Raw genomic sequence first — 24,635 nt, forward strand, 5'->3', positions numbered from 1 at the left:
CAACAGCCAAAAGCTCCTAAGAGACAAAAAACTCGAAACAGGAAGCCGCCCACCAAGGGGCGGCTTTTTTATTTTCCACCCATCTTCCGTTATGACGCAGACCTGCCCAACCCATTACTCGCCCTGCCGATCTCATTTCGGTAGCATGGCCTGATCTTTACCCCATGAATTCCGGCAAACGCCACAGCCACCTTGTCACCGACGGCCCGAGCCGGGCGCCCGCCCGCGCCATGATGAAGGCCATCGGGTTTACCGATGCCGACCTGGCCAAGCCGTTGATCGGCATCGCCAACACCTGGACCGAGATCGGGCCCTGCAATTTCCACCTCCGCGCCCTCGCCGAGCACGTCAAGGCGGGCGTCCGCGCCGCCGGCGGCACCCCGCTGGAGTTCAACACCGTCTCCATCTCCGACGGCATCACGATGGGCACCGAGGGCATGAAGACCTCGCTCATCAGCCGCGAGCTCATCGCCGACTCCATCGAGCTCGTCGCCCGCGGCAACAGCCTCGACGGCCTCGTCTGCCTTTCCGCCTGCGACAAGACCAACCCCGGCGTCATGATGGCGCTGGCCCGCCTGGACATCCCGGGCCTCGCGCTCTACGGCGGCTCGATCGACCACGGCCACCACAACGGCAAGGCGCTCACTGTGCAGGACGTCTTCGAGGCGGTCGGTGCGTTCACCGCCGGCAAGATCGACGCGAAGGAATTCCGTTGCGTCGAGAACGCCGCCTGCCCGACGGCCGGCGCGTGCGGCGGCCAGTTCACCGCCAACACCATGGCGACGATCATGGAGGCCATCGGCATCTCGCCCGCCGGCCTCAACGGCATCCCGGCCACGGCCGAGGAAAAGAACAAGGCCGCGTTCCGCTGTGGCGAGATCGTGATGGACCTCGTCCGCGCGGACCTGAAGCCCTCGCAGATCATGACGCGGAAGGCCTTCGAAAATGCCGTCGTCTCGGTCGCGGCCTCGGGCGGCTCGACCAACGCCGTGTTGCACCTGCTCGCGCTCGCGAAGGAAGCCAATGTTTCGCTCAAGATCGACGAGTTCGACACCATCAGCGCGAAGACCCCGACCATCGCCACGCTCAAGCCCGGCGGCCTCTATACGGCCGTCGAGATGCACAAGGCCGGCGGCATCTCGCTGCTGCTCCGCCGTCTGCTCGAGGGCGGCTACCTGAACAAGGAGTGCGTGACCGTCACCGGCCGCACGATCGCCGAGGACGTGAAGGGCGCGTTCGAGGCGCCCGGCCAGCAGGTCATCCGGCCGACCGACAAGGCCTTCAAGCCCACCGGCGGGCTCGTCATCCTTCGCGGCAACCTGGCCGAGGAGGGCGGCGTGCTCAAGGTCGCCGGCAGCTCGCGCGAAAAACTCAAGGGTCCGGCGCGCGTCTTCAATTGCGAGGAGGATGCCATGGCCGCGGCCAACGCGCAGCAGATCAAGGCCGGCGATGTCGTCGTCATCCGCTACGAGGGCCCCAAGGGCGGCCCCGGCATGCGCGAAATGCTCGGCGTGACCGGCGCGCTGGCGGGGCAGGGGCTCGCCGACTCCGTGGCGCTGCTCACCGACGGCCGCTTCTCCGGCGCAACGCGCGGCTTCTCCATCGGCCACGTCGCCCCCGAGGCGTTCGTGGGCGGCCTGATCGCCTTCGTGCAGGAGGGCGACACCATCGAGATCGATGTCCCGGCGCGCAAACTGCACGTCGAGATCGCCCCCGCCGAGCTGGCCCGCCGCCAGGCCGGCTGGAAGGCACCCGCCCCGCGCTACGCGCGCGGCGTCATGGCCAAGTATGCCAACACCGTGTCGTCCGCTTCCGAGGGCGCCGTCACCACCTGATCTGAATTTTAAAACCAACCGCAACTCAAGGGACTCCATGAAACTCACCGGCGCAGAAATCATTTGGGAATGCTTACAGCGCGAAGGCGTTGACGTCGTCTTCGGCTATCCGGGCGGCGCGATCCTGCCGACCTACGACGCGATGACGAAATATCCGAAGATCCACCATGTGCTCGTGCGCCACGAACAGGGCGCCACGCACATGGCGGACGGCTACGCCCGCGCCAGCGGCAAGGTCGGTGTCGCCATCGCGACCTCGGGCCCCGGCGCGACCAACATGGTCACCGGCATCGCCACCGCCATGATGGACTCCTCGCCCATCGTGTGCATCACCGGCCAGGTCGGCTCCAAGGCGATCGGCACCGACGCGTTCCAGGAGACGGACGTGACCGGCGTCACGCTGCCGATCACCAAGCACAATTACCTCGTCACGAAGCCCGGCGATGTCGCCCGCGCCATCCGCGAGGCGTTCTACATCGCCAAGAGCGGCCGCCCGGGCCCCGTGCTCGTGGACATCACCAAGGACGCGCAGCAGCTCACCGCCGAGTTCGACTGGGAGGCCGCCGCGCCGCGCCTGCCGGGCTACCGCCCGAGCTACCACGCCCCGGCGTCGGAGTTCGCGCGCGCCGCCGAGCTCATCAATGCCGCCAAGCGGCCGCTCATCTTCGCGGGGCAGGGCGTCCTCAAGTCCGGCACGACCGCCGAGGTGCTCAAGCTCGCCAAGACCGCGGGCATCCCGATCACCACGACGCTGCTCGGCATCGGCGCGATCCCCGCGTCGTCCGAGTTCAACCTCGGCATGATGGGCATGCACGGCGAGGCCTGGGTCAACCAGGCCATCCAGCAGGCCGACCTGCTGATCGCCCTCGGCATGCGCTTCGACGACCGTGTGACCGGCAACCTCAAGACCTACGCGCTCAATGCGAAGAAGATCCACGTCGATATCGACCCGACCGAAATCAACAAGAACGTCCCGGTGGACGTCGCCCTCATCGGCGATCTCCGCGAGGTGCTGACCCTCATCCAGCCGCAGGTGCAGAAGGCCGACCACACCGAGTGGTGGGCCACGATCAACGCCTTCCGCGGCGATTCCGCCGTGCGCGACATCCAGAGCCTGCCCGACAGCGGCCACCTCTACGCCGCGCATGTCATCAACGACATCTGGCGCCTCACGCAGAAGCGCGACACCATCGTCGTCACCGACGTCGGCCAGCACCAGATGTGGGAGGCCCAGTATTTCCGCCACGAGAAGCCCCGCTCGCTCATCACCTCCGGCGGCCTCGGCACGATGGGCTTCGCGCTCCCCGCGGCCATCGGCGCCAAGTTCGCCTGCCCCGACAAGGACGTGTGGGTGGTCGTCGGCGACGGCGGCTTCCAGATGACCTCCTGCGAACTGGCCACGGCCGAGCAGGAAGGGATCAAGGTCAACGTCGCGATCATCAACAACGCCTTCCTCGGCATGGTGCGCCAGTGGCAGGAGTTCTTCTACGACAAGCGCTACGCCGCCACGCCGATGACCGGCCCGAATTTTGTGAAGCTCGCCGAGGCCTACCGTCTCACCGGCTTCCTGTGCGACAAGCGCTCCGACGTTAAGACGACCGTGGAGAAGACCCTCGCGGCCAAGGGCACCGTCGTCATCGACTTCGTCGTCGAGAAGGAGGACACGGTGTTCCCGATGGTCCCCGCCGGCGCCGATCTCGACAAGATGATCCGCCGTCCGAAGCAGGACGTGATGCTCGAGTCCGGTTCCGACAAGGACTGGGAGATGCCGGCGTCCGCGCTGCCGAACGTCTTCGTCGAGGCGAAAGCCGAGGCCAAGGCCCTCAACGGCCGCGGCCAGACCGCCAAGAAGCCGGCGAAGGCGCCGGCCCGCAAGATCGCCAAAACATCCCGCCGCTAACCCAACCCTCCCATGGCCAAACATACGCTCATCGCCTACGTGGAAGACGTGCCCGGCGTCCTGAACCGGGTCGCGTCGCTTTTCCGCCGCCGCAACTTCAACATCGACTCGCTCACGGTCGGCCGCACCGAGCAGCCGGGCGTGTCGCGCCTCACGGTCGTGGTCGACGCCACCGAGGCCGGCGCCCGCATCGTCGAGGCCAACCTCTACAAGCTGGTCAACGTCCTCCGCGTCGACGACCTCACCCACAAGCCGTCGCTCTTTCGCGAGCTCGGCCTGGTCAAGGTCAAGGTCACCAACCAGACGCGGGCCGAGGTGCTGCAGCTGACCGATGTCTTCCGCGCCCGCGTCGTCGACGTGGACGAGGCGACGCTCGTCATCGAGGTCACCGGCACGCCGGAGAAGATCGGCAAGTTCGAGATGGTCCTGCGTCCCTACGGCATCGTCGAGATCGTCCGCACCGGCGCCGTCGCGATGGCGCGCGGCCACGAGCTGCTCTCGGCCGCACCGCCGCTGGTCCGCACCACCGCGGATGACCACCATCCCGACGCCGCCAGCCTCTCCATGTCCGTTTAACCACCAATCCTCCGCTACCTGTCATCCTGAACGCAGTGAAGGATCCAGCGGCACGACCGCCTCGCACATGATATTGGATTCTTCGCTTCACTCAGAATGACGGAATAAAACCCACCCTCACTTTCACATTCCCTCTCACTTTTAACTCAAACTACCATGGCTAAAATCTACTACGACAAGGACGCGAACCTCTCGCTCATCCGCGGCAAGAAAGTCGCGATCATCGGCTACGGCTCCCAAGGCCACGCCCACGCGCTCAACCTCAAGGAGAGCGGCGTCAAGGTCCGCGTCGGCCTCTCGCCGAAGAGCAAGTCCGTCGCCAAGGCCAAGAAGGCCGGCCTGACGGTCACCTCCGTCGCCGAGGCCTCCGCCTGGGCCGACGTCATCATGGTGCTGGTGCCGGACCACGTCCAGGCCCGCCTCTACCGCGAGGAGATTGCGCCGCACCTCACGGCCGGCAAGATGCTGATGTTCGCCCACGGCTTCAACATCCGCTTCAAGGGCATCGTCCCGCCGAAGAACGTCGACGTGAGCATGATCGCCCCGAAGTCCCCGGGCCACCGCGTCCGCGAGGTCTTCCAGGAGGGCGGCGGCGTCCCCGGCCTCATCGCCGTCCATCAGGACGCCACCGGCCACGCCAAGAAGCTCGCGCTGTCCTACGGCCGCGGCATCGGTTGCACCCGCGCGGGCGTGCTCGAGACCACCTTCAAGGAGGAGACCGAGACCGACCTCTTCGGCGAGCAGGCCGTCCTCTGCGGCGGCTGCTCCGAGCTGGTCAAGGCCGGCTTCAAGACCCTGGTCGACGCGGGCTACCAGCCCGAGATCGCCTACTTCGAGTGCATGCACGAGCTGAAGCTCATCGTGGACCTGATGTATCGCGGCGGCCTCAACTACATGCGCTACTCCGTCTCCGACACCGCGGAGTGGGGCGACTACGTCTCCGGCCCGCGCGTCATCACCAAGAAGACGCAGCAGGAGATGAAACGCATCCTCAAGGACATCCAGCAGGGCAGGTTTGCGAAGCGCTTCATCGATGAGAACAACAAGTATGGCCGCAAGACCATGAACAAGTTCCGCAACCGCGAGCGTGGCCAGAAGATCGAGGTCGTCGGCGCCAAACTGCGCGCGATGATGCCGTTCCTCAACCCCGTGGTCATCTCCAAATGACCACGGAGTGAAAGTGAAGGTGAAAGTGAGAGTGAACCAACCATGACCAGCCGCACCCAGTCCCGCTTCCTCAACGCCTCCATCGAGGCGCTGAATCTGCGTGGCTTGGGCGCGACGGGCCTGCGACTGCGACTTAGTCGGGGGCTATCGGCTGCTTTCTCTGCCCTGCGCAAGGGAAGCACCGGCGAGCTCCTGTCCCTGTCGTCCTGATCGTTTCAATCAACAGTCCGCAAAAACACTTTTACTTTCCATGAAATCTTCCTCCGCCAATTACGTTCGTATCTTCGACACCAGCCTCCGCGACGGCGAGCAGGCCCCCGGTGCTTCCATGACCTCGGCTGAAAAGCTCGAGGTCGCCCGCGCGCTCACCCGCCTCGGCGTCGACGTCATCGAGGCCGGCTTCCCGGCCGCCTCGCCCGACGACCTCGCGGCGGTGCAGGCCATCGCCGCTGAGATCGGCCAGACATCCATCGAGGGCCGCCCGCAGGCCCAACCGCCGATCATCTGCGGCCTGGCCCGCTGCACGAAGAACGACATCGACGCGGCCTGGCAGGGCGTCAAGGGCGCCAAGCACCCGCGTATCCACACCTTCCTCGCGACCAGCGATCTCCACCTCAAGCACAAGCTCCGCATGTCGCGCGAGGAGATGACCGCCCGCGCCGTCGAGATGGTCGCCTACGCCCGTTCGCTCTGCAAGGACGTCGAGTTCTCGCCGGAGGACGCCGGCCGCAGCGACCCGGAGTTCCTCCACAAGGTGCTCGCCGCCGTCATCAAGGCCGGCGCCACCACGCTCAATATCCCGGACACCGTCGGCTACACCATGCCCGACGAGTTCGGGGCGCTGATCGAGGGCATCATCAAGCACACGCCCGGCGCCAAGGACGTGATCATCTCCGTGCACTGCCACGACGATCTCGGCCTGGCGGTCGCCAATTCGCTCGCCGGCCTCCGCGCCGGCGCACGCCAGGCGGAGGTCACGGTCAACGGCATCGGCGAGCGCGCGGGCAACGCGTCGCTCGAGGAGGTGGTCATGGCCATCCGCACCCGCGGCGCGAAGATCGGCCTCCAGACCGGCGTGGACGCCACCCAGCTCTGCCGCATCAGCAAGCTCGTCTCCCGCAGCACCAGCTATCCCGTGCCGCCCAACAAGGCCATCGTCGGCGCCAACGCCTTCGCGCACGAGTCCGGCATCCACCAGGACGGCATGATCAAGAACGCCGAGACCTATGAGATCATGAAGCCGCAGGATGTCGGCGCGACGCACACCATGCTCGTGCTCGGCAAGCATTCCGGCCGCGCGGCCTTTTCCAAGCGCCTCACCGAGCTCGGCTACCCGCTCGAGGGCGACGCGCTGCTCAAGGCCTTCAACGAGTTCAAGAAGCTCGCCGACCGCAAGAAGAGCGTCCTCGACGCCGACCTCATCGCGCTCGCCTCCGACGAGCGCACCACCGTGCCCGAGCTCTGGGCGCTGGATTCCCTCCAGGTCATGTGCGGCACCACCGGCATGCCCACCGCCAGCGTCCGCCTCCGCGATCCCGACGGCAAGATCCGCAGTGCGGCCGCCCTCGGCACCGGTCCGGTCGACGCCGCCTACAAGGCGATCAACGGCATCGTCCAGCTGCCGGTCGAACTGCTCGAGTTCGGCATCAGCGCCGTCACCGAAGGCGTCGACGCCCTCGCCGAGGCCACCGTCCGTGTCCGCCACGAGGAGCAGCGCTCCTCGCACGGCCACGGCGCGGACAGCGACATCGTCGTCGCCGCGGCCAAGGCTTACATCGCCTCGCTCAACCACGTGCTGTCGCGCCAGTCCAGCGGCCGCGTCCAGCACTCGCAGAGCGCGCCCACCGAAGTTCCCCGCTGATCCCTCATGACCGGCACCGCCCAGTCCGTTTCCGTCGAAATCTTTGACACCACCCTGCGCGACGGCGCGCAGACGGAGGGCATCTCGTATTCCGTCGACGACAAGCTGCGCATCGCGCGCAAGCTGGACGAGCTGGGCGTGAGGTTCATCGAGGGCGGCTGGCCGGGGTCCAATCCGAAAGACGCGCTGTTCTTCGAGCAGGCGCGCACGATGCCGTGGTCGCACGCGAAGATCGTGGCGTTCGGCGCCACGCGCCGCGCCAGCCTCAAGCCGGCCGACGACGCCAGCGTCCGCGCGCTGGTGGACGCCGGCACCGAGGTCTGCGCCATCTTCGGCAAGTCCTCCGTCCTGCAGGTGAAGGAAGTCCTCCGCACCACGCTGGAGGAGAACCTGAAGATGATCGAGGAGACCGTGGCCTACCTGCGCGGGCAGGGGAAGCGGGTCATCTACGACGCCGAGCATTTCTTTGACGGCTACCGCCTCGACGCGACCTACGCCCTGCAGACCCTGCAGGCGGCGGTCAAGGGCGGCGCCGAAACCATCGTGCTGTGCGATACCAACGGCGGTTCGCTGCCGTGGCAGGTCGAGGCGGCCGTGACGGAGGTCCGCGCCAGGCTCGGTTCCGCGCCGGTTGGCATCCACGCGCACGACGACACCGGCTGCGGCGTGGCCAACAGCATGGCGGCGGTCCGCGCCGGCGCCCGCCACGTGCAGGGCACGATCAACGGCTACGGCGAGCGCTGCGGCAACGCCAACCTCTGCGTTGTCATCCCCAATCTCGAGCTGAAGCTTAATTTTCGGACCCTGCCGTCCGGCGCGCTGGCGCGGCTGCACGAGGTCGCGCGCTTCGTCGCCGAGGTCGCCAACCTGGCGCCCAATGAGCACATGGCCTACGTCGGCGACAGCGCCTTCGCCCACAAGGCCGGCGTGCACGTGGCCGCCATGCAGCGCCACCCCGATGCCTACCAGCACATCGACCCGACGGTCGTCGGCAACGAGATGCGCGTGGTGGTCAGCGAGCTTTCCGGCCGGGCCAACGTCGTGTCCAAGGCGAGCGAGCTCGGCCTGCAGCAGGTCGACGCCGCCACCGGCGCGAAGATCGTCGAGCTCATCAAGGCCAAGGAGCACGAGGGCTTTTCCTTCGAGGCGGCCGAGGCGAGCGTCGCGCTGCTCGTCCGCCGGATCACCCCGGGTTACCAGCCGCTGTTCACGCTGCTGGACTACCGCGGCATGGTCAGCCGCCACGGCGAGCGCAGCATGGCCGAGGCGACCATCAAGCTCAGCATCGGCGGCCACGAGGTGCACACGGCGGCCGAGGGCAACGGCCCGGTCAACGCCTTCGACCAGGCGCTGCGCAAGGCGCTGCAGCCGCTCTTCCCGCAGGTGAAGGACATCTCCCTGGCCGATTACAAGGTCCGCATCCTCAATTCCAACCTCGGCACCGCCGCCATCACCCGGGTGCTCATCGACTGGCACGACGGCGTCCGCCGCTGGAGCACGGTCGGCGCCGGCAGCAACATCCTCGACGCCACCTGGCTGGCGCTGGCCGACGGCTACGAATACAGCCTGACGCCTCAGGCGGTAGGGGCCGTTGCCCCCAACGGCCTTCTCTCCAAGGGCGCTTGAGGGCAAGCGCCCCTACCTGCCGAGCCCTATCTCCTATTCCATGAAAGCAAGCATCGCACTCACTCCCGGTGACGGCATTGGCCCCGAAGTCGTCAATGAAGCCCGGCTCGTGCTGGAGGCCGTCGCCAAGCGCGAGGGTCACCAATTCAATTTCACCGAGCACCTGCTCGGTGGCTGCGCCATCGACGCCAAGGGCACGGCCATGCCGGACGACACGCTCGCCGCCGCCCAGGCCGCCGATGCCGTTCTTTTGGGCGCCGTGGGCGGCCCGAAGTGGGACGACCCGCAGGCCAAGGTCCGCCCGGAACAGGGCCTCCTCGCCATCCGCAAGGCCCTCGGCCTCTACGCCAACGTCCGCCCGGTGCGCCCTTATCCGTCCCTGGCCAAGCTGTCGCCGCTCAAGCCCGAGCGCGTCGCCGGCGTGGACTTCGTTGTCATCCGCGAGCTGACGGGCGGCCTGTATTTTGGCACGCCGAAGGGCCGCACGCAGACTCCGGAGGGCGAGGTTGCCGTTGATACCCTCGTCTACACGGAGAAGGAGATCCGCCGCATCGTGCTGCTCGCCTTCCAGATGGCGCAGAAGCGCCGCAAGCTGGTCACCTCGGTCGACAAGGCCAACGTCCTCGAGTCGTCCCGCCTCTGGCGCCAGGTCGCCATCGGGGTCGGCAAACAGTTTCCTGACGTCAAGCTCGAGCACCAGCTGGTCGATTCCTGCGCCATGCGCCTGATCACCCATGCCCCGCAGTTCGACGTCATCGTCACCGAGAACATGTTCGGTGACATCCTGACGGACGAGGCGGCGGTGCTGGCCGGCTCGCTCGGCGTGCTGCCCAGCGCCTCGCTCGGCGAGGGGAAGCTCGGCCTTTACGAGCCCATCCACGGCTCGGCCCCCGACATCGCGGGCAAAGGCATCGCCAATCCCGTCGGCACGATCCTGTCGGCCGCCATGCTACTCCGCTACTCCCTCGGTTTGGAGGCCGAGGCCCGAGCTATTGAGGCGGCCGTCAGCGCCGCCCTCGATGCCGGCTGTCACACCGCCGATCTCGGCGCCAGGCAGCCGCTGACCACCGCCCAGATGGGCAACGCCATCCGTGAACGGCTGGCGCAGTAATATCCTCCAACCTTATTTCCGAACCTTTCCATGAGCTTTTCCCATCAACCGCCACTCGATACGACCCGCTTCATCGCGCGTCACGTGGCGGGCCTGCGCCGCTCCGGCATCCGCGACTTCTTCGAACTCGTCGCGAAGACCGACGGCGTCATCTCCCTCGGCATCGGCGAGCCCGATTTCGACACCCCGCAGCCCATCCGTGACGCCGTCAAGACGGCCATGGACACGGGCAAAACCCATTACACCTCGAACCTCGGCCTGCCGGAACTCCGCAAGGAGATCTGCCGCTACGTCGAGGGCCACTTCAAGGTCGGCTACCGCTGGGACGATGAGGTCCTGGTGACCGTCGGCGTCTCCGAGGGCCTCGACCTGGCCCTGCGCTCGCTGCTCAACCCGGGCGACAAGGTGCTCTACCACCAGCCCTGCTACGTGTCCTACGCCCCGTCGGTGGACCTCGTGCACGGCATCGGTCTCCCGGTCGGCACGCATGCCAAGGACCTGTTCTCGCTCGACGAGCCCGCCCTGCGGGCGGCCTGGCAGCCCGGGGCGAAGCTCCTCCTCCTGAACCTGCCCTGCAATCCGACCGGCGGCGTCTGCTCGAAGGAGCAGCTGGAGCGCATCGCGAAGTTCGCGATCGAGAAGGACCTGATCGTGATCAGTGACGAGATCTACTCGGAACTGGTGTTCGAGGGCGTGCACACGAGCATTGCCAGTCTGCCCGGCATGCGGGAGCGGACGATCCTGCTGCACGGTTTCTCCAAGGCCTTTGCGATGACCGGTTTCCGCCTCGGCTACGCCTGCGGACCGGCGCCGCTCATCGAGGCGATGATGAAGGTGCACCAGTATTCGATGCTGTGCGCCCCGAGTATCAGCCAGGAGGGCGCCGTGGCGGCGCTGCGCCTCGGCGACGACGCCACCAAGTTCATGCGCGACCGCTACCGCGAGCGCCGCGACCTGTTTGTCCGCCGGATCAATGCGGCCGGCCTCAAGTGCCATTCGCCCCGCGGTTCGTTCTACGCGTTCCCGTCGGTCGAGGGAACCGGCCTGAACGAGGGCGAGTTCGCCCGCCGGCTGTTGACCGAGCAAAAGGTCGCGGTCGTGCCCGGCACCGCGTTTGGCGAGGCCGGCCAGGGCCATGTGCGGGCCTGCTTCACGGCCAACGAGGAGAAGCTCACGGCGGCGTGCGACCGGATCGAGCGCCTGCTGAACTCGCTCAAGACGCCCGCCACGGTCTGAGCCGGAGCGGGGGGCGGTAATACCAATTACTGCAGCCAGAGTGTCTTGGGGTAGGGCGGAGCGGCCCGCTCCGCCGCGGCGCACCGGGCCGGTGCGCCCTACCGGCGTGGCGTGCCAGAGTCCCAGAGGAGTCCGTAACTGGCATAAAAAAAGCCCGGGCGGTATACGCCCGGGCCGGATGGGACCGTGGTAGGCCGGTCAGAACGTGATCGCGTAGCTGATGGAGATGACGCCGCGGCCGACGGCGGCGGTGTTGGCCACCTTGCCGTCCGTGCCGGTCTTGAAGAAGTTGTCGGATCCCTTCGTATACGCCAGGCTGAGCGAGAGCTTCGAGTCCTTGGTGACCTGGTAGGGGGCGGATACGCCGACCAGCCAGTAGTTGCCGTAGTTCTTCACATCAGCCGGCTGACCGAGGGAGTTGACCTGGTCCGGGGCGGCGGAGGTCCACTTGAACGTCCCGGCGGTCGCGATGAAGTCCAGCTCGGACTTCGCCTCGGTGAGCGGAACGGTGTAGGCGACGGTGAGCTCATAGGTGGGCCCCTTGAGCCGGAGGTCGTAATAGATCTTCGGGGTGAATTTCACCCCCGCGACGGTGTAGTTCAGGGCGAGGTTGGGCTCGTAGGTCGCTTTGTAGAAACCATCGGCCTGTTTCGCATTCGGATAGGTGTAGATGGTGTAGCCGGGCTGCCAGGACAGGGTGTCCTTGATCACCTCGATGGTGTAGGAACCATAGAAGTCGAACTCAGGGTCGGACTGGCCGACCACCTTGTCCTTCAACGGGGTGTTGTTCCACACGCCGACGGCGAGGTTGCCGGCATCATATTCCAAGGAGGGCTCAAACGCCGGGCCGCCAAGGCGCGTGCCGCGGAACATGTATTGGTTGGCGAACGCCGGGGTGAAGACCCACGACGAACTGGGCGCAGCGTCGGCCGCCGGTGCGGCGGGCGCAGCAGGGGCCGGAGCGGGAGTGGCGGGAGCGGGAGCAGCCGTCTGGGCCGGGAGGGAAGCGCCCGCAACGAGCGCCGCGAGGAGAAGTGCAGTCTTCTTCATGATGTGGTTTAGGTAGTAGGTTGGTTGGAACGTCAGCATGGACGTAAAAGCAGCCCGCGGGCCAATCCGGGCGGTTTCAAAACAACGGCCGGGTTATATGACACACCGGCGGAGTCCGCCGCTGGGCGGGAAGGGGTTAGCCCATCTCGGGCGGCCGGGCACAAAAAAGCCGCACCGGGAAGAGTGCGGCTGCATTACAGGGGGCCGGGGCTTACTTGGTGGTCGCCAGCGGCGGCGGCGGAGCGACGGCGATCGAGCTGTCGTTGAGCTTCTTCGCGACCATGTCGATCATGCGCTGGATCTCCAACTCGGAGTTGCGACGGTTGATCTTGGCCAGTTCCACCTGCTTGGCCAGCTCGAGGCTCTCGCGCGTGAGCCGCTCCTTGTCGCTGCGCGTCTGGAGAATGGAGGCGTCGAGGTCGGCGGCCTCCTTGGTCAGCTTGGCGGTCTGGTTGGCGTAGTCGTCCGCCTCGTCCTTGAGCTTGGTCATCGCGTCCTGGTAATCCTTTTCCTTCTTGTCCTCCTTGGCCTTGTCGGCCGCGGCGCGTTCCTCCTGCTTCTTCAGGGCCTCGGCGGTGGCTTTCTTCTCCACTTCCGCTTTGCGATCGGCCTCGGCCTTCTCGGTGGCGGCGATCTTGGCAAGGCGGCCTTCCTCCTTGATCTTCATGTCATTCAGGGCGCCGTTGTAAAAGAAGCCGAAGAGGGCCATCAGGATGACGGGGGCGATCACATAGGACTTGTTCATGAGAGTCGGGTAGGTGGGGCGGTTAGGCTTTCTTGGCGGCGGCGGCGGCAGCGGCGGCTTGGGCCGCCTTGGCCTTTTCGGCGGCGTCGATCTTCTCGAGCAGATCGTAGTAATATTTCACATTGGCCTCGGCCTGTTTGACGTAGGTCTTGAGGAAGGCTTGCTCGTCGATGTATTTTTTCTTCTCGTCATCCAGCTTGCCGAAGGTGCTCTTGACCTCGTCGAGATCCTTCTTGAGGCGGACGACCTGGTCGCGGGCGCGGTTGCGCTCGTCATAGGTCTTCTGGCGGCGATCCTCGGCCTCCTGGCGGGCGGTGGCCTTGAGCTCGGCGATGCGTTCGCGTTCCTTGCGCTCGGTCTCGCGTTTCTTCGAGGCCTCAACGGCGGCCTTGATGGCCTCCTCGCGGGCGGCCAGGTCCCTGGCGACCTTGGCCTTGAGCTCGTCGTCGGCCTTCCGTTTGATTTCCAGCTGCGTGGCCTCGTAGCCTTTCTCGAACTTGTAGTAGAACCCACCAAAGATCAGGGTGCAGATGAGCGGGAAGATGATATAGACTTTATTCATGGTCGAGTGCGTGTGCGTTAAAGGGGGTTACATCTTGGCTTTCTTGGCCTCGCGTTCCTTGATGATGTCCTTGATGCCCTTGAGCAGGCCCTGGGCCTGCCGGTCCTTGGCGCCTTCCGGATCGGCGACGGCCTTCTCGGCGGCATCGAGGGCGATGTCGAATTTCTTCATCTCATAGGCCACGTAGGCGAGATAGCTGTAAACCTGGTGAGGCTTGGTCAGGTTGCCCTTGGCGATGGCCGCCTGCAGGTGGGGGAGGGCCTCGTCGGATTTTTCCAGGCCATTGTAGGCCTGGGCGATCATGAACTCGATCTGGCCGGACTTGGGGAAGACCTTGGCGGCCTGCTTGAGGACCTCGATGCTCTTCAGGGGGCGCTCCAGCTGCTGGTAGCAGAGGGCATAGAGCTCCCAGTTCTTCTGCTCGTTGTCGATGGTGCCGGCCTTCAGCCCGGCCTCGAGCAGGTCGGCGGCCTTTTCAAACTGGCCCATGTTGAAGTAGATGCCGACCAGATTGAAGTTGTATTGCGGGGTCGCCATGTGCCCTTGCGCCTGGGCCCGCTCGATGGTGAGGGCGGCCCGCAGTTCCTGGCCGGTGCCGAGATAGGTGGCGGCGAGCTGCTGGTAGTAAGTGGAGCTTTCGGGCTTCTGCTTGATCAGCAGCTCGAACATCTCCGCCGTCTCCGCGGTGCGACCCAGCTGCTGGAGGGCGGCGAGCTTGATCAGGTAGAAGGTGTCCTTCGGGTGGATGGCCAGATGGAGGCCGATCTCGGCCTGGTCGAGGGCACGCTGGATGAGCTTGAGGTCGGGCTTCTCGGGGTTCTGCACGGCCCAGGAATAAAGCAGCTGGGCGTAGAGCAACTGGGCATCCGCCGTGGAGTTGGGCGCGAGCTTGAGCCACTTCTGCATGCTGCCATCGGCCTTCTCGAACAGCTTGCTGGCCACCGCCGGGTTCTTCGATCCGACCGCTTCCTGCACATAAAGCTGGGTCAGGTAGTTCTGCAGATCGCGGGTGATGCGTTCCTCAAAATAAGTCGGCGTATGGGCGTCGGAGACGGCCAGGGCGTGCTCCATCGGCTCGATGGCCCGGGCGAAATCGCCCTTCTGGAACAGGGTCTGGACCTTGATCTGCTCGAGCGTGGCCGCGTCGTAGCTGTCGGCCGGCACCTTGGCGATCTGGGCGTCCAGGATGGCGAGCGCGGCGTCGTAGTTCTTCGCGTCCGCAGCCAGCTTGAACTTCGGGAGGACCTCGCCCGTGGCGTCGGTCAGGGAGTAATCCCGGACGGGCTGTTGCGCCGCCAGGGTCACGGCCAGCGCGGCGGCCCCGAGCAGGGTGAGAAGGGGACGGAGAGAGGGGGAGGGAAAGTGCGACATGACGGCCGGCGGGATCATTTGTTGTCCTCGAGATTGAACTCGATGAGCTGGGAGGCCCGGGTGGCGACGGCCTTGCCGCCTTTGCGGCCCGGCTTGAACTTCCACTTTTGCACGGCCTGCATGGCCGGCACCTCGAACTCCCGGTGCGAGGAGCGCATGACGCGGGTGTCCACGACGTCACCGCTGGAATTGATGATGAACTCGACCGCGACCTCGCCGCTGATGCCGGCGCGGCTCATCTCATAAGGATACTGCGGCGGGTTCTGGACACGGGCGACGGGCTTCTGGTCCAGGTTGTTGATGTCGAAGAGATCCTTGATGCCCTTGCCGAAGTTGGCGCCGGGCGGATTGACCGGGATGTTGATGGCTCCCTTGGCGGTCGTCATGCCCGGGGGCGGGGGCGGCTGGAGGGGCTGGGTGAAGGCGTTCACCGGCACGACGGTCGGCAGATCGATGAGGCTGGGCGGAGCCATGACATTCTCCATGGGCTCGTCCTGCAGTTCCTCGACCTTCTTTTCCTCGTCCTGATCGAGCGGCGGCATTTCCATCTGGACGACATCCTCCTTGACCTCGGCGACGTGCTTGGGGGGGGCGTTCTTGCCGGAGAAGGGATTGATCGCGATCAGGTGCACCGCGACCGAGACCAAGAGGCCGACTATGAGATCTTTGTTCATGGCGCTTATTTGCCGGTCGGGCGGGTGCGGGTTTCGACCGAGAACTTCAGGATGCCGGCCTTGCGGACCTCGTCGAGCACCTGGACGGTGGCGCCGAAACGGGCCTTCTCGTCACCGGCGATCAGGATCTTGGGATCCTCGGTCTGGGACTTGTAGGCGGTAATGCGGCTGGGCAGGTCGCTCATCTCCATGGGCTCGCGGTTCCAGAAGAGGGAATTGTCCGCCGAGACCTGGATGGTGACGCTGTCCTTGTTGTCCTGGGGGTCGGAGTTCGGCTTGGCCACGGGCAGGTCCACCGGCACGGACTGGATGCGGTTCAGGGAGAGGGTGAACAGGACGAAGGTGGCCAGCAGGAAGAAGATGACGTCGATCAGGGGGATGATCTCAACGCGCGCCTTCTTACGGGCCGGGATTTTGATTTTGGTGCCTTCCATGTGGTGTGGGCTGGGGGCGGAGAGTATGACGGGCGACGGGCCGGTTTCTTAGGGCCGCGGTCAGTGGGCGTGGGTTTCGATGAACACGCGGGTGAAGCCGGCCTTGCGGGCCTCGTCGAAGACGTAGATGGCCTGGGCGAAGAAGGCGCGCTCATCGCCGTTGATGAGGATGCGGACGTCGGGATTCACGCGCTTTTCGTTGAGCAGGCGCTGGGTGAACTCGTCGAGGGTGATGATGTCCTTGTTCCAGGCGACCGCGCCCTCGTCGGTCACGCTGATGGTGACGGTGCCGTTCGGATCGCGCGGGACGCTGCTCTCGGCCGTCGGCAGATGGACCGAGACGCCGTTGGACTTGTTCAGCGAGAGCGTGAACAGAACGAATGTCGCGAGCAGGAAGAAGATGACGTCAATGAGAGGGATGATCTCAATGCGCGCCCTTTTTTTGCCGCCTGGGCCTGTGCCGCCTCCGCCACCGTGCATGACAGTAAGGGATTAAAGATTGAAAGTCGCGAGGGCCGGAGCCGCTCAGCGGCTCTTGGCGCTCTCGGCCTTGTTGATAATGATCTCGAGCGAGTTGGAGGCGTCCTCGATGTCGTGACGGGCCTCTTCGGAACGGGCGTTGAGATAATTGAAGGGCAGGAGGCCCATGATGGCGATGGCCAGACCGCACATGGTGGCGATGAGCGCCTCGGCGACGCCGCCGGTGATCTTGGCGGACGCGGAGGCGATGTCGCCCGTGCCGCTGTTCAGGGAGGCGAAGGTGCCCATCATGCCGGTCACCGTGCCGAGGAGGCCGAGGAGCGGGGCGGCGGTGATGCAGGTGTCAAGGGTCGGGAGGCCCTGGCCGAAGCGCTGCATCTCCTGGCTGGCGGCGCGGGTGAAGGCGTTGCCGAGGGAGTGTTCCTTGTGGGTGAGGGCGTAAACCATGATGCGGGCCACGTAGTCCTGGCTCTTCTTGCCCAGCTCGACGGCGCCGTCGATGTCGTTGGCCTCGACCTTCTCGAGCATCTTGTCGACCAGCTCGGGCTCGCGGCGGCGGTTTTCCCGGACGATGAACAGCACGCGCTCGACGGCGACCGTGATCAGGAGGAAGGAGACGATCAGGATGGGCCACATGACGAACTTGCCGGCATGGAACAGTTCCATGGCGGTCATGGGGCTGCCGTCCGGATTGGTAAGGAGAAGAGCCAAGGGCAGGGATGCGGTGATCATAGTGCGGGTGGGATGAGGGATTTAACCGTGGGTAATATTCCTTAAGTGGAAAGTCGGAAGGCGTGAAGCAAGCGGCGCGCCAGAAGAACACACATTAGCAGCGGCGCCGGAAGCTCGGCGGGGGGAAAGGGAGTGGGAAAGCGGGAGTAATGTGACCAAAATGCTGTCGGGAAACCGAATGTTGCCGAGATTAACTTTGGACTGTCAATGCGCTTTGTTGTGTCCGCCAAAAAAAATAATGGCGGTTCAGGATTGGCTGCCCGACTAGGAGTCGAACCTAGACAGAACGAGTCAGAGTCGTTCGTGCTACCATTACACCATCGGGCAGTGATCAATCTTTTGCGTGCGCTTCAGCGGGTCTCGTTCGCGCATCACCGACGGGAAAATGGAGCCGGCGATGGGATTCGAACCCGCAACCGCCTGTTTACAAAACAGGTGCTCTACCGTTGAGCTACGCCGGCGAGGCGTTGCTGCGCAACTGAACCAAAGTGACTGGCAAAAAACAGAAAGTGGTGGCTCCCCCGGGACTCGAACCCGGAACCAATTGATTAAGAGTCAACTGCTCTACCATTGAGCTAGGAAGCCAAAAAACGAAGGGGCAAAAGTTATTATCGCGGGGGCCATGTCAACGACATTTCCCGCTTTTGCCCCCCGCGCGATTTTCCCTCGGAAAAAGACGCGCCGCGGATGCCGGCGGGTCCTTCGTCCCGCCCCTGTAGGGGCCTGCGGGGGGCGGAGTTAGGCGGGTGCTTCCGGTGCCCCGCACTTTGTTGGACAAAACTCTTGCCAAGCCCCCGCGCGTGCTCTGTTTTCGCCCGCTCCTCCCATGCAAAAGACCAAAAAGTCCGTTGCCAAGCGCTTCAAGATTTCCGCCACCGGAAAGCTGATCCGCCGCACGCCTGGCTTCCGTCACCTGCTGGCCGCGAAGAGCACGAAGTCCAAGCGACGTGCCTCCCGCGACAAGCTCGTGGCGCCCGGCCATGCCGCGCCGCTGCTCCGCTGCCTGCCCACCGGTCTCCGGTAAGCAAGCCGAAGCGCAAAACCACAACTTGCCAGGCGGGTGAATCCTAACGAGACGACCCGCCGGCACTAAAACCACCACTATAACATGGCTCGTGTCACCAACTCCCCCGCGTCGCGCAAGCGCCGCAAGAAAGTGCTGAAATACGCCAAGGGCTATTTCGGCAACAAATCCAAGCTCTACCGCTACGCCAAGGAAGCGGTGCAGCATGCCTGGCAATACGCCTACATCGACCGCAAGAAGAAGAAGGCCAACATGCGTGGCCTCTGGATCGTGCGCTTGAACGCGGCGTGCCGCGAGGCCGGCATCACCTACAGCCGCTTCATCGAGGGCCTCAAGGCCGCCAACATCCAGCTCGACCGTCGCCAGCTCTCCGAGATCGCGATCGCCGACGCCACGGCGTTTGCCGGCCTCATCAAGCAGGCCCAGGCCGCGCTGAAGTCCAAGGCCGCCAAGGCCTGACACCCGGCGGGCCTTTGGAGGCTCGCCTTCCGGTCAAAAAGACCATTTCAGTGAAGGACGGGCTCCCCGCGGGCCCGTCCTTTTTATTTACCAATATAATATCCTTCTCGTTCTCGTAATCTTCCTCGTTCTCCCGGACCGAGGGAACGATTAGGAGAACGAGGACCGAGAACGATTCATCGATGCAAGCCACCCTGACCGCCCTCCTCGCCAAGGCCACGGCCGAGCTCCCGTCGCTGCGGACGCGCGCCGATTTCGAGGCCGCCAAGGCCCGCTACGTCGGCCCCCACGGCGAGTTCACCGCGCTGATGAAGCAGATGGGTGCCGTGCCGAAGGAGGAACGCCCCGCCATGGGCAAGCTCGTCAACGAGGCCAAGGCGCAGCTGCAGGTCCAGCTCGACGCCACCCTCCAACGCCTCGCCGACGCCGAGATCACCGCCCAGCTCGGGCCGGCCATCGATCCCACGCTGCCATCACCCGACGCCGGCCCGGGCACCTCGCACCCGCTCACCCTCGTGCGCGAGGAGATGTGCCGCATCCTGCGCAAGGCCGGCTTCACCGTCGTCGAGGGCCCCGAGGTCGAGACCGAATATTACTGCTTCGATGCCCTCAACACGCCCCCCGACCACCCGGCGCGCGATGCCCAGGACACGTTCTATTTCCCGGAGAAGGCGCGCTTTGGCAACATCACCAAGAAGACGCCCGAGGAGAAATACCTGCTGCGCACCCACACCTCGTCGGTGCAGATCCGCACCATGCTCAAGGGCGAGCCGCCCATCCGCGTCGTGTCCCCGGGCCGCGTCTACCGCCGCGACACCTCCGACGCCACGCACAGCGCCAACTTCCACCAGATCGAGTGCCTCTACGTGGACAAGAACGTCACCGTCCGCGACCTGAAGGCGCTGCTCGACTACATCTTCGCCACGCTCCTCGGCAAGGACACGAAGACGCGCTTCCGCCCGCACTACTTCGGCTACACCGAGCCAAGCTTCGAGGTCGACCTCTCCGCCCAGCATCTGCCCAAGGTCAACAAGCCCTGGATCGAGATCGGCGGCTGCGGCATGGTGGACCCGATTGTCTTCGAGGGCGTGGGCTACGATCCCAAGGTCTGGAGCGGCTACGCCTTCGGCATGGGCCTCGAGCGCCTGGCGATGCTCATGTATGGCATCGATGACATCCGCTACTTCTACCAGAACGACCTGAGGTTCCTCAGGCAGTTTTCTTGAAACCACTAATCCGCACTAATGGCCACTAATCCCACCGGATCCCGCATTAGTGATAATCAGTGAACATTAGTGGTTAAAATCCTTCCGTGAAAATCTCCCGCAATTGGCTCAGACAGTATGTCCGGCTTTATGCCACGACCGACGAACTCCAGCGCGCCATCACCTTCCTCGGCTTCGAGGTCGAGGGCGTGCACGCCACCGGCCTGCCGCCGCTCGAGCAGGTCGTGGTCGGCGAGATCAAGACCCGCGCCAAGCACCCGAACGCCGACAAGCTCTCGGTGTGCACGGTCGACGTCGGCCCCGCTCACGGCGGTGTCCGCACGATCGTCTGCGGCGCCCCCAACTGCGACGTGGGCAACCGCGTGCCCGTGGCCCTGCCGGGCGCCGTGCTGCCGGGTGACTTCAAGATCAAGTCGTCCAAGATCCGCGGCCAGCAGTCCGACGGCATGATGTGCGCCGCCGACGAGCTCGGCCTGGGCGGCGACCATGCCGGCCTGCTCATCCTCCCGGCGACGGCCCCGATCGGCCAGCGGATCAACGAGACAATGCCCGACGGCGACACGGTGTTCGACATCGAGGTCACGCCGAACCGCCCCGATGCGCTCTGCCACATCGGCATGGCCCGCGAGCTCGCGGCCTGGCTGCGGAACGAGCTGCAATTTCCGGCCATCAAGTTCGATGGCCAGCCCGCCGGCGCTCCGCGCCCGGACATCCTGAAGCACATCCGCGTGGATGCGCCCGAAGACTGCCCGCTCTACGTGGGCATCGCCGTCACCGGCGTGAAGGTCGGCCCGAGCCCGGCGTGGATGCAGGAGCGGCTCGCCGCCGTCGGCCTGCGCCCGATCAACAACCTGGTCGACGTGGGCAACTACGTGATGCTCGAACTCGGCCAACCCCTGCATGTCTTCGATGCGAAGAAGATCGCCGGTCGCTCGATCGTCGTTCGCCGCGCCACCGACGGCGAGAAGCTCGTCACCCTCGACGGGAAGGAACGCACGCTGAACAGTCGCATGCTGGTCATCGCCGACGAGGCCAAGCCGCTCGTCGTGGCCGGCATCATGGGCGGGCACGACGCGGGCGTCGACGCCACCACGACCGACATCATCCTCGAGGCCGCGTATTTCCGTCCGCAGTCCATCCGCTGGACCTCCAAGCGCCTGGGCCTCGCCTCCGATTCGTCCTACCGCTTCGAGCGCGGCGTGGATCCGCATGGCACGGTCGAGGCCGCCCGCCGCGCCATTGACCTCATCCTCGAGACCGCCGGCGGCACCGTCGTCGGCCCGTCCTTCCAGGTTGGTGGCGACCGGCCGTGGTCGCGTGAGATCAAGGTCACGCCCGATTACATCCGCGCCAAGGTGGGTTTTGACATCACGGACGACGAGATGCGCGACGCCTTCCACGGCCTGCACCTGCCGATCAAGCACGAGGAAGACACCAAGACCGGCCTCGAGTGGACCGTGGGCATCCCGAGTTACCGTGGTGACCTCGACCGGCCCATCGACCTCGTCGAGGAAGTGCTGCGCATTTACGGCACCGACCGCATCCCGCCGCAGGTGAGCGCGGGCCCGGCGCTCGTGGACGGCGACGACGACCCGATCGCCGTCTTCAACCGCAAGGCGACCGACTACCTGGTCGGCCAGCATTTCCACGAGGTGGTCAATTACACGCTGCGCTCGAAGCAGGAGCTGGCCACGTGGGCCTCGGCCGCCGCGGTGGAGGAACTCGGCCTGGCGAATCCCTTTGTCGACGACCAGTCGCACCTGCGGCCGACGCTCATCCTCGGTATCATGGAGTCGCTCAGGCTCAATCAGTCGCGTGGCGTCGCCGCGGCGCGCCTGTTTGAGACGGGCCGCGTCTTCATGGAACTCAACGGCACCGTGCAGGAATGCGTGGCCGTCGGTTTCGTCCTCGGCCACAACCCGAAGGACCGTGCGTGGCTCGCCCGGCCCGAGCCGGATTTCTACGCCGTGAAGCGGCACCTGGAAATCCTCGCCCAATCGGCGGGCCTCGACCTCGCCGCCCAGGAGCTGGTGCCGGTGCGCGGCGCCTTCTGGGGCTGGCAGGAGGGCCAGTCGGCCGCCGCCGGCGAGATGAAGGACGGTTGGACCGCGCGCTTCGGTCTGCTGAATCTGGCCATGGTCCGCGCTGCCGGCATCGAGGGCAAGGTGTGGGCGGGCATGCTCGCCTTCCTCCCGACCAAGCTCACGACGATCGCCGGCCACCGCCGTTACCAGCCGTTCAGTCTTTTCCCGGCGGCCTTGCGCGATCTCGCACTCGTGGTCGACGCCGCGCGCCACGCCGACGAGGTGCGGGTGATACTGCTGAAGGCTGCGTGCGCCGCGACGGCCGGGGCGGCCTTCACCATCGAGTCCGTGGTGGTGTTTGATGTCTATCAGGGTAAGGGCCTGCCGGAGGGGAAGAAGAGCCTGGCCTTCGCGCTCTCTTTCCGTTCGGCGGAACGCACGCTGACGGACGACGAGGTCAATGCGGTCTTCGCGAAGATCCAGCAGGCGGTCGCGGCCGCCGGATCGGTGACCGTGCGGGCCTGAGCGGGTGTGGAACCCGGCCTCCGGACGGGTTTGTTGGCGAAAGAAGCGCGTCCGGAGGCCGCGCTCCGCCCTCAGCCCACCAAGGTCGCGAGGAATTTCCGCACGTCGGCCTGCACGGCCTTCGCGAGGTTGGGCACGGCGAGGCAGAACAGCCAGCTGACCTCCTCGTGCTCGGCCCGGGTCAGTTCGCCGCCGCCTTTGCGGCCGCTGGCGTAGGTCTCCAGCTCGCTGAGACCGGCGGCCCAGCGCACGCCATAGTCATTCATCCGGAAATCAAAGCGCTGGATGTCGCCGTCCTGCCCTTCGCGCCAGACTGACAGCTGGACGCCGTCCTTGCCGCGGTAGACCTCCCGGTCGAGGTCGGTCGCGTCGGGTTTGATCTCGCCGGCCTTCACCGGGGCCAGCGAGGCGCCGATGGCCACGGCCTCGAGGAACTGGAGGTAGGCCTTGCGCAGCTCGAAGAAATCAAACTCGAAGGCCACGCCGCAGGTCGCGTGCGTCAGGTAGGTGCGGAAATAGGCGACCTTGCCGGCGATATCGAGATGGTAGTCGTCGAGGTTCAGCTTGAACCGGCAGTCCTCGCCGTGGTGGGCAAAGGCGTCCGGCGGCAGCTGCACGCTCGCGCCCAGCGTCGAGAGGTTGAGCGCCTTGCCGGCGAAATCGGGCCCTTGCCGGCCGCGGGGATCTGGTTTCCCGCCGTCATCGTGGCGGAGCAGGGTCACGGCGACCTTGAACTGCACCGCCGGGCCGACGGGATAGCGCTCGGCGCCGCGCTGCTCGCTGTCGGCGACGCTGCTCTTGGTGAAATTGAGGATGCGCTTGAAAAGCAGCATGGACCTCAGGCGGCGAATCGTTCAAGGAAAGCGCGCACGTCGGCCGGAACGGCCTTGGGGATGTTGGGCACGATCAGCTGGAAAAGCTGACGCACCTCGTTCTGTTGGGTGGGCGTGAGTTTGCCCCCGGCCTTGGCGCCTTCCTGGCAGCCGATCTGCAATCCCGGAGAGGCGGCGCTGCCGCGGATGATGTAGTCGTGGGTTAGCAGCTCGAAATGCTCGATGACCTTGCCGGTGCTGTCGCGCCACACCGTGAGGAGGATTTCCTCGCCGCCGGAATACTGTTCCTTGAGGAGGCCGGGAGCGTCCTGCTCGACCGACTTCGCGTCGACGGGAGTAAGCACGGAGCCGAGCGCGACGGGCTCCACCAGCTGGCGGAAGGCCTTCTGCGTGTGACTGTCGGGGAACTTGAGCGCCACGCCGCAGGTGGCGTATTGCGGCCCGGACCAGAAGTGGGCGACGGTGGCGTCGATCTCGAAGAGCTTGTGGTCCAGTTCGAGCTTCAGCCGGCAGTTCTCGCCGCGATCGCCCATGGCCGCCGGATGCAGCCGCATGCTGACGCCGCCGGAGGACATGTTCACCAGCTGCCCGCCCCAGTCCATGGCGCGGTTGTCGTCAGCCTTGAGGATGTGACCCTCGCCGTCGCGCCCGACGAGCGTGACCTTGGCCTTGAGGGGGTATTTCGCCCCGACGGGGTAGCGGGTGGCGCCGCGCTTGTCTCCGAGGCCGCCCGCCGCCTTGAAGTTGAGGATCTTTTTGAAAAGAAGCACGGGGGACCGATAGGGGAGATGTCGCGCTGGTTCAAGCTCGGTCATAGGAGCGGCGGACGCCTTTTGCCGGTTGCCAACCGGCGTTTCCACGGCCTGCTTGGAGGGAATCCCGGCGATCCGCATGAGCACCAACCGCGACCTCAACCTCGACTACGTGGCAAACCTCGCCCGCCTCGCCCTGACCGAGGCGGAAAAGGCGCAGTTTTCGCAACAACTGGGCGATATCCTGCACTACGTCGAGAAACTGAAGCAGGTAGACGTGAGCGGCGTCGAGCCCATGGCCCACGCCTCCCCGGTTTACAATGTCTGGCAGCCCGATGTCGCGCAGCCGGGGCTGCCGGTCGAGGCGGCCTTGCGCAACGCGCCGGCCCGGCGGCAGGACATGATCGTGGTGCCCAAAGTCGTGGAGTAGGC

The 24,635-nt window shown here is 65.5% G+C and carries 23 protein-coding genes and 3 tRNA genes; 13 read left to right on the forward strand and 13 right to left on the reverse strand.

The window, feature by feature from the left end:
• Positions 1–164 precede the first annotated feature (164 nt).
• The 8 genes from ilvD to BLU29_RS12690 all read left to right on the forward strand — a co-directional run bounded on the left by ilvD (position 165) and on the right by BLU29_RS12690 (position 11,312).
• Entirely contained in the window at positions 165–1,835 is a 1,671-nt protein-coding gene (gene ilvD / locus BLU29_RS12655) for a dihydroxy-acid dehydratase (protein WP_091058523.1), read from the forward strand.
• A 37-nt stretch (positions 1,836–1,872) separates the two neighbouring features.
• A complete protein-coding gene (gene ilvB, locus BLU29_RS12660; RefSeq protein WP_091058526.1) occupies positions 1,873–3,735 on the forward strand; it encodes a biosynthetic-type acetolactate synthase large subunit in 1,863 nt (620 codons plus the stop codon).
• 12 nt (positions 3,736–3,747) lie between these two features.
• A complete protein-coding gene (gene ilvN / locus BLU29_RS12665) occupies positions 3,748–4,311 on the forward strand; it encodes an acetolactate synthase small subunit (RefSeq protein ID WP_091058527.1) in 564 nt (187 codons plus the stop codon).
• Positions 4,312–4,467: 156 nt separating this feature from the next.
• A complete protein-coding gene (gene ilvC / locus BLU29_RS12670; protein WP_091058530.1) occupies positions 4,468–5,478 on the forward strand; it encodes a ketol-acid reductoisomerase in 1,011 nt (336 codons plus the stop codon).
• Positions 5,479–5,728: 250 nt separating this feature from the next.
• Positions 5,729–7,339, forward strand: a complete 1,611-nt coding sequence (locus BLU29_RS12675) for a 2-isopropylmalate synthase (RefSeq protein ID WP_091058532.1) — start codon at positions 5,729–5,731, stop codon at positions 7,337–7,339.
• A 6-nt stretch (positions 7,340–7,345) separates the two neighbouring features.
• A complete protein-coding gene (gene cimA / locus BLU29_RS12680) occupies positions 7,346–8,965 on the forward strand; it encodes a citramalate synthase (RefSeq protein ID WP_091058534.1) in 1,620 nt (539 codons plus the stop codon).
• A 40-nt stretch (positions 8,966–9,005) separates the two neighbouring features.
• A complete protein-coding gene (gene leuB, locus BLU29_RS12685; RefSeq protein ID WP_091058537.1) occupies positions 9,006–10,076 on the forward strand; it encodes a 3-isopropylmalate dehydrogenase in 1,071 nt (356 codons plus the stop codon).
• A 30-nt stretch (positions 10,077–10,106) separates the two neighbouring features.
• Positions 10,107–11,312, forward strand: coding sequence for an aminotransferase class I/II-fold pyridoxal phosphate-dependent enzyme (locus tag BLU29_RS12690; RefSeq protein WP_091058538.1), 1,206 nt, complete (start codon positions 10,107–10,109; stop codon positions 11,310–11,312).
• A gap of 198 nt (positions 11,313–11,510) precedes the next feature.
• On the opposite strand, the gene BLU29_RS12695 is transcribed toward BLU29_RS12690, so the two are convergent.
• The 11 genes from BLU29_RS12695 to BLU29_RS12745 all read right to left on the reverse strand — a co-directional run bounded on the left by BLU29_RS12695 (position 11,511) and on the right by BLU29_RS12745 (position 17,945).
• A complete protein-coding gene (locus BLU29_RS12695; RefSeq protein ID WP_157693841.1) occupies positions 11,511–12,362 on the reverse strand; it encodes a TorF family putative porin in 852 nt (283 codons plus the stop codon).
• Between the two features lie 211 nt (positions 12,363–12,573).
• Complete coding sequence (locus BLU29_RS12700) at positions 12,574–13,107, reverse strand: hypothetical protein (RefSeq protein ID WP_091058542.1); 534 nt, start codon at positions 13,105–13,107, stop codon at positions 12,574–12,576.
• Positions 13,108–13,129: 22 nt separating this feature from the next.
• Positions 13,130–13,669, reverse strand: coding sequence for a hypothetical protein (locus BLU29_RS12705; protein ID WP_091058545.1), 540 nt, complete (start codon positions 13,667–13,669; stop codon positions 13,130–13,132).
• A 27-nt stretch (positions 13,670–13,696) separates the two neighbouring features.
• Positions 13,697–15,058 carry a hypothetical protein gene (locus tag BLU29_RS12710; RefSeq protein WP_091058547.1) on the reverse strand — a complete coding sequence of 454 codons (1,362 nt, stop codon included), beginning with the start codon at positions 15,056–15,058 and terminating at the stop codon, positions 13,697–13,699.
• Positions 15,055–15,714, reverse strand: coding sequence for an energy transducer TonB (locus tag BLU29_RS12715; RefSeq protein WP_091058549.1), 660 nt, complete (start codon positions 15,712–15,714; stop codon positions 15,055–15,057). Before BLU29_RS12715 ends, BLU29_RS12710 begins: the two co-directional genes overlap by 4 nt.
• Before the next feature lie 5 nt (positions 15,715–15,719).
• Positions 15,720–16,148 carry a biopolymer transporter ExbD gene (locus BLU29_RS12720; RefSeq protein WP_091058551.1) on the reverse strand — a complete coding sequence of 143 codons (429 nt, stop codon included), beginning with the start codon at positions 16,146–16,148 and terminating at the stop codon, positions 15,720–15,722.
• 60 nt (positions 16,149–16,208) lie between these two features.
• Positions 16,209–16,628, reverse strand: a complete 420-nt coding sequence (locus BLU29_RS12725; protein ID WP_091058553.1) for a biopolymer transporter ExbD — start codon at positions 16,626–16,628, stop codon at positions 16,209–16,211.
• A gap of 45 nt (positions 16,629–16,673) precedes the next feature.
• Positions 16,674–17,360 (reverse strand): MotA/TolQ/ExbB proton channel family protein, encoded by a 687-nt coding sequence (locus BLU29_RS12730; protein ID WP_091058555.1) that lies wholly within the window; start codon positions 17,358–17,360, stop codon positions 16,674–16,676.
• 253 nt (positions 17,361–17,613) lie between these two features.
• Positions 17,614–17,687 (reverse strand) — tRNA-Gln (locus tag BLU29_RS12735).
• 59 nt (positions 17,688–17,746) lie between these two features.
• A tRNA-Thr gene (locus BLU29_RS12740) sits at positions 17,747–17,821 on the reverse strand.
• Positions 17,822–17,870: 49 nt separating this feature from the next.
• Positions 17,871–17,945, reverse strand: a tRNA-Lys gene (locus tag BLU29_RS12745).
• Between the two features lie 241 nt (positions 17,946–18,186).
• On the opposite strand from BLU29_RS12745, the gene rpmI reads away from it, so the two are divergent.
• The 4 genes from rpmI (at position 18,187) to pheT (ending at position 22,618) form a co-directional block, all read left to right on the forward strand.
• A complete protein-coding gene (gene rpmI, locus BLU29_RS12750) occupies positions 18,187–18,384 on the forward strand; it encodes a 50S ribosomal protein L35 (RefSeq protein ID WP_091058558.1) in 198 nt (65 codons plus the stop codon).
• An 84-nt stretch (positions 18,385–18,468) separates the two neighbouring features.
• Positions 18,469–18,843 (forward strand): 50S ribosomal protein L20, encoded by a 375-nt coding sequence (rplT, locus tag BLU29_RS12755; RefSeq protein ID WP_091058561.1) that lies wholly within the window; start codon positions 18,469–18,471, stop codon positions 18,841–18,843.
• A 182-nt stretch (positions 18,844–19,025) separates the two neighbouring features.
• Positions 19,026–20,069, forward strand: coding sequence for a phenylalanine--tRNA ligase subunit alpha (pheS, locus tag BLU29_RS12760; RefSeq protein WP_091058564.1), 1,044 nt, complete (start codon positions 19,026–19,028; stop codon positions 20,067–20,069).
• Positions 20,070–20,155: 86 nt separating this feature from the next.
• On the forward strand, positions 20,156–22,618 hold the full coding sequence (gene pheT / locus BLU29_RS12765; RefSeq protein WP_091058566.1) for a phenylalanine--tRNA ligase subunit beta: 2,463 nt from the start codon (positions 20,156–20,158) through the stop codon (positions 22,616–22,618).
• 71 nt (positions 22,619–22,689) lie between these two features.
• Here the strand turns inward: pheT and BLU29_RS12770 are convergent, their stop codons facing one another.
• The gene (locus BLU29_RS12770) at positions 22,690–23,451 is read right to left on the reverse strand and encodes a PilZ domain-containing protein (protein ID WP_091058569.1); all 762 of its coding nucleotides are present in this window, start codon (positions 23,449–23,451) and stop codon (positions 22,690–22,692) included.
• A gap of 5 nt (positions 23,452–23,456) precedes the next feature.
• The gene (locus tag BLU29_RS12775) at positions 23,457–24,221 is read right to left on the reverse strand and encodes a PilZ domain-containing protein (protein WP_091058571.1); all 765 of its coding nucleotides are present in this window, start codon (positions 24,219–24,221) and stop codon (positions 23,457–23,459) included.
• Between the two features lie 121 nt (positions 24,222–24,342).
• Between BLU29_RS12775 and gatC the strand changes: the two genes are divergently transcribed.
• Positions 24,343–24,633, forward strand: a complete 291-nt coding sequence (gene gatC, locus BLU29_RS12780; protein WP_091058573.1) for an Asp-tRNA(Asn)/Glu-tRNA(Gln) amidotransferase subunit GatC — start codon at positions 24,343–24,345, stop codon at positions 24,631–24,633.
• Positions 24,634–24,635 lie beyond the last annotated feature (2 nt).

Origin of the sequence: Opitutus sp. GAS368 (assembly GCF_900104925.1) — a bacterium.
Lineage (GTDB): Bacteria > Verrucomicrobiota > Verrucomicrobiia > Opitutales > Opitutaceae > Lacunisphaera.

Bases quoted from the DNA above. Each gene is read 5' to 3' on its own strand.
- ilvD (WP_091058523.1), top strand. From the start codon at position 165: ATGAATTCCGGCAAACGCCACAGCCACCTTGTCACCGACGGCCCGAGC.
- ilvB (WP_091058526.1), top strand. From the start codon at position 1,873: ATGAAACTCACCGGCGCAGAAATCATTTGGGAATGCTTACAGCGCGAA.
- ilvN (WP_091058527.1), top strand. From the start codon at position 3,748: ATGGCCAAACATACGCTCATCGCCTACGTGGAAGACGTGCCCGGCGTC.
- ilvC (WP_091058530.1), top strand. From the start codon at position 4,468: ATGGCTAAAATCTACTACGACAAGGACGCGAACCTCTCGCTCATCCGC.
- BLU29_RS12675 (WP_091058532.1), top strand. From the start codon at position 5,729: ATGAAATCTTCCTCCGCCAATTACGTTCGTATCTTCGACACCAGCCTC.
- cimA (WP_091058534.1), top strand. From the start codon at position 7,346: ATGACCGGCACCGCCCAGTCCGTTTCCGTCGAAATCTTTGACACCACC.
- leuB (WP_091058537.1), top strand. From the start codon at position 9,006: ATGAAAGCAAGCATCGCACTCACTCCCGGTGACGGCATTGGCCCCGAA.
- BLU29_RS12690 (WP_091058538.1), top strand. From the start codon at position 10,107: ATGAGCTTTTCCCATCAACCGCCACTCGATACGACCCGCTTCATCGCG.
- BLU29_RS12695 (WP_157693841.1), bottom strand. From the start codon at position 12,362: ATGAAGAAGACTGCACTTCTCCTCGCGGCGCTCGTTGCGGGCGCTTCC.
- BLU29_RS12700 (WP_091058542.1), bottom strand. From the start codon at position 13,107: ATGAACAAGTCCTATGTGATCGCCCCCGTCATCCTGATGGCCCTCTTC.
- BLU29_RS12705 (WP_091058545.1), bottom strand. From the start codon at position 13,669: ATGAATAAAGTCTATATCATCTTCCCGCTCATCTGCACCCTGATCTTT.
- BLU29_RS12710 (WP_091058547.1), bottom strand. From the start codon at position 15,058: ATGATCCCGCCGGCCGTCATGTCGCACTTTCCCTCCCCCTCTCTCCGT.
- BLU29_RS12715 (WP_091058549.1), bottom strand. From the start codon at position 15,714: ATGAACAAAGATCTCATAGTCGGCCTCTTGGTCTCGGTCGCGGTGCAC.
- BLU29_RS12720 (WP_091058551.1), bottom strand. From the start codon at position 16,148: ATGGAAGGCACCAAAATCAAAATCCCGGCCCGTAAGAAGGCGCGCGTT.
- BLU29_RS12725 (WP_091058553.1), bottom strand. From the start codon at position 16,628: ATGCACGGTGGCGGAGGCGGCACAGGCCCAGGCGGCAAAAAAAGGGCG.
- BLU29_RS12730 (WP_091058555.1), bottom strand. From the start codon at position 17,360: ATGATCACCGCATCCCTGCCCTTGGCTCTTCTCCTTACCAATCCGGAC.
- rpmI (WP_091058558.1), top strand. From the start codon at position 18,187: ATGCAAAAGACCAAAAAGTCCGTTGCCAAGCGCTTCAAGATTTCCGCC.
- rplT (WP_091058561.1), top strand. From the start codon at position 18,469: ATGGCTCGTGTCACCAACTCCCCCGCGTCGCGCAAGCGCCGCAAGAAA.
- pheS (WP_091058564.1), top strand. From the start codon at position 19,026: ATGCAAGCCACCCTGACCGCCCTCCTCGCCAAGGCCACGGCCGAGCTC.
- BLU29_RS12770 (WP_091058569.1), bottom strand. From the start codon at position 23,451: ATGCTGCTTTTCAAGCGCATCCTCAATTTCACCAAGAGCAGCGTCGCC.
- gatC (WP_091058573.1), top strand. From the start codon at position 24,343: ATGAGCACCAACCGCGACCTCAACCTCGACTACGTGGCAAACCTCGCC.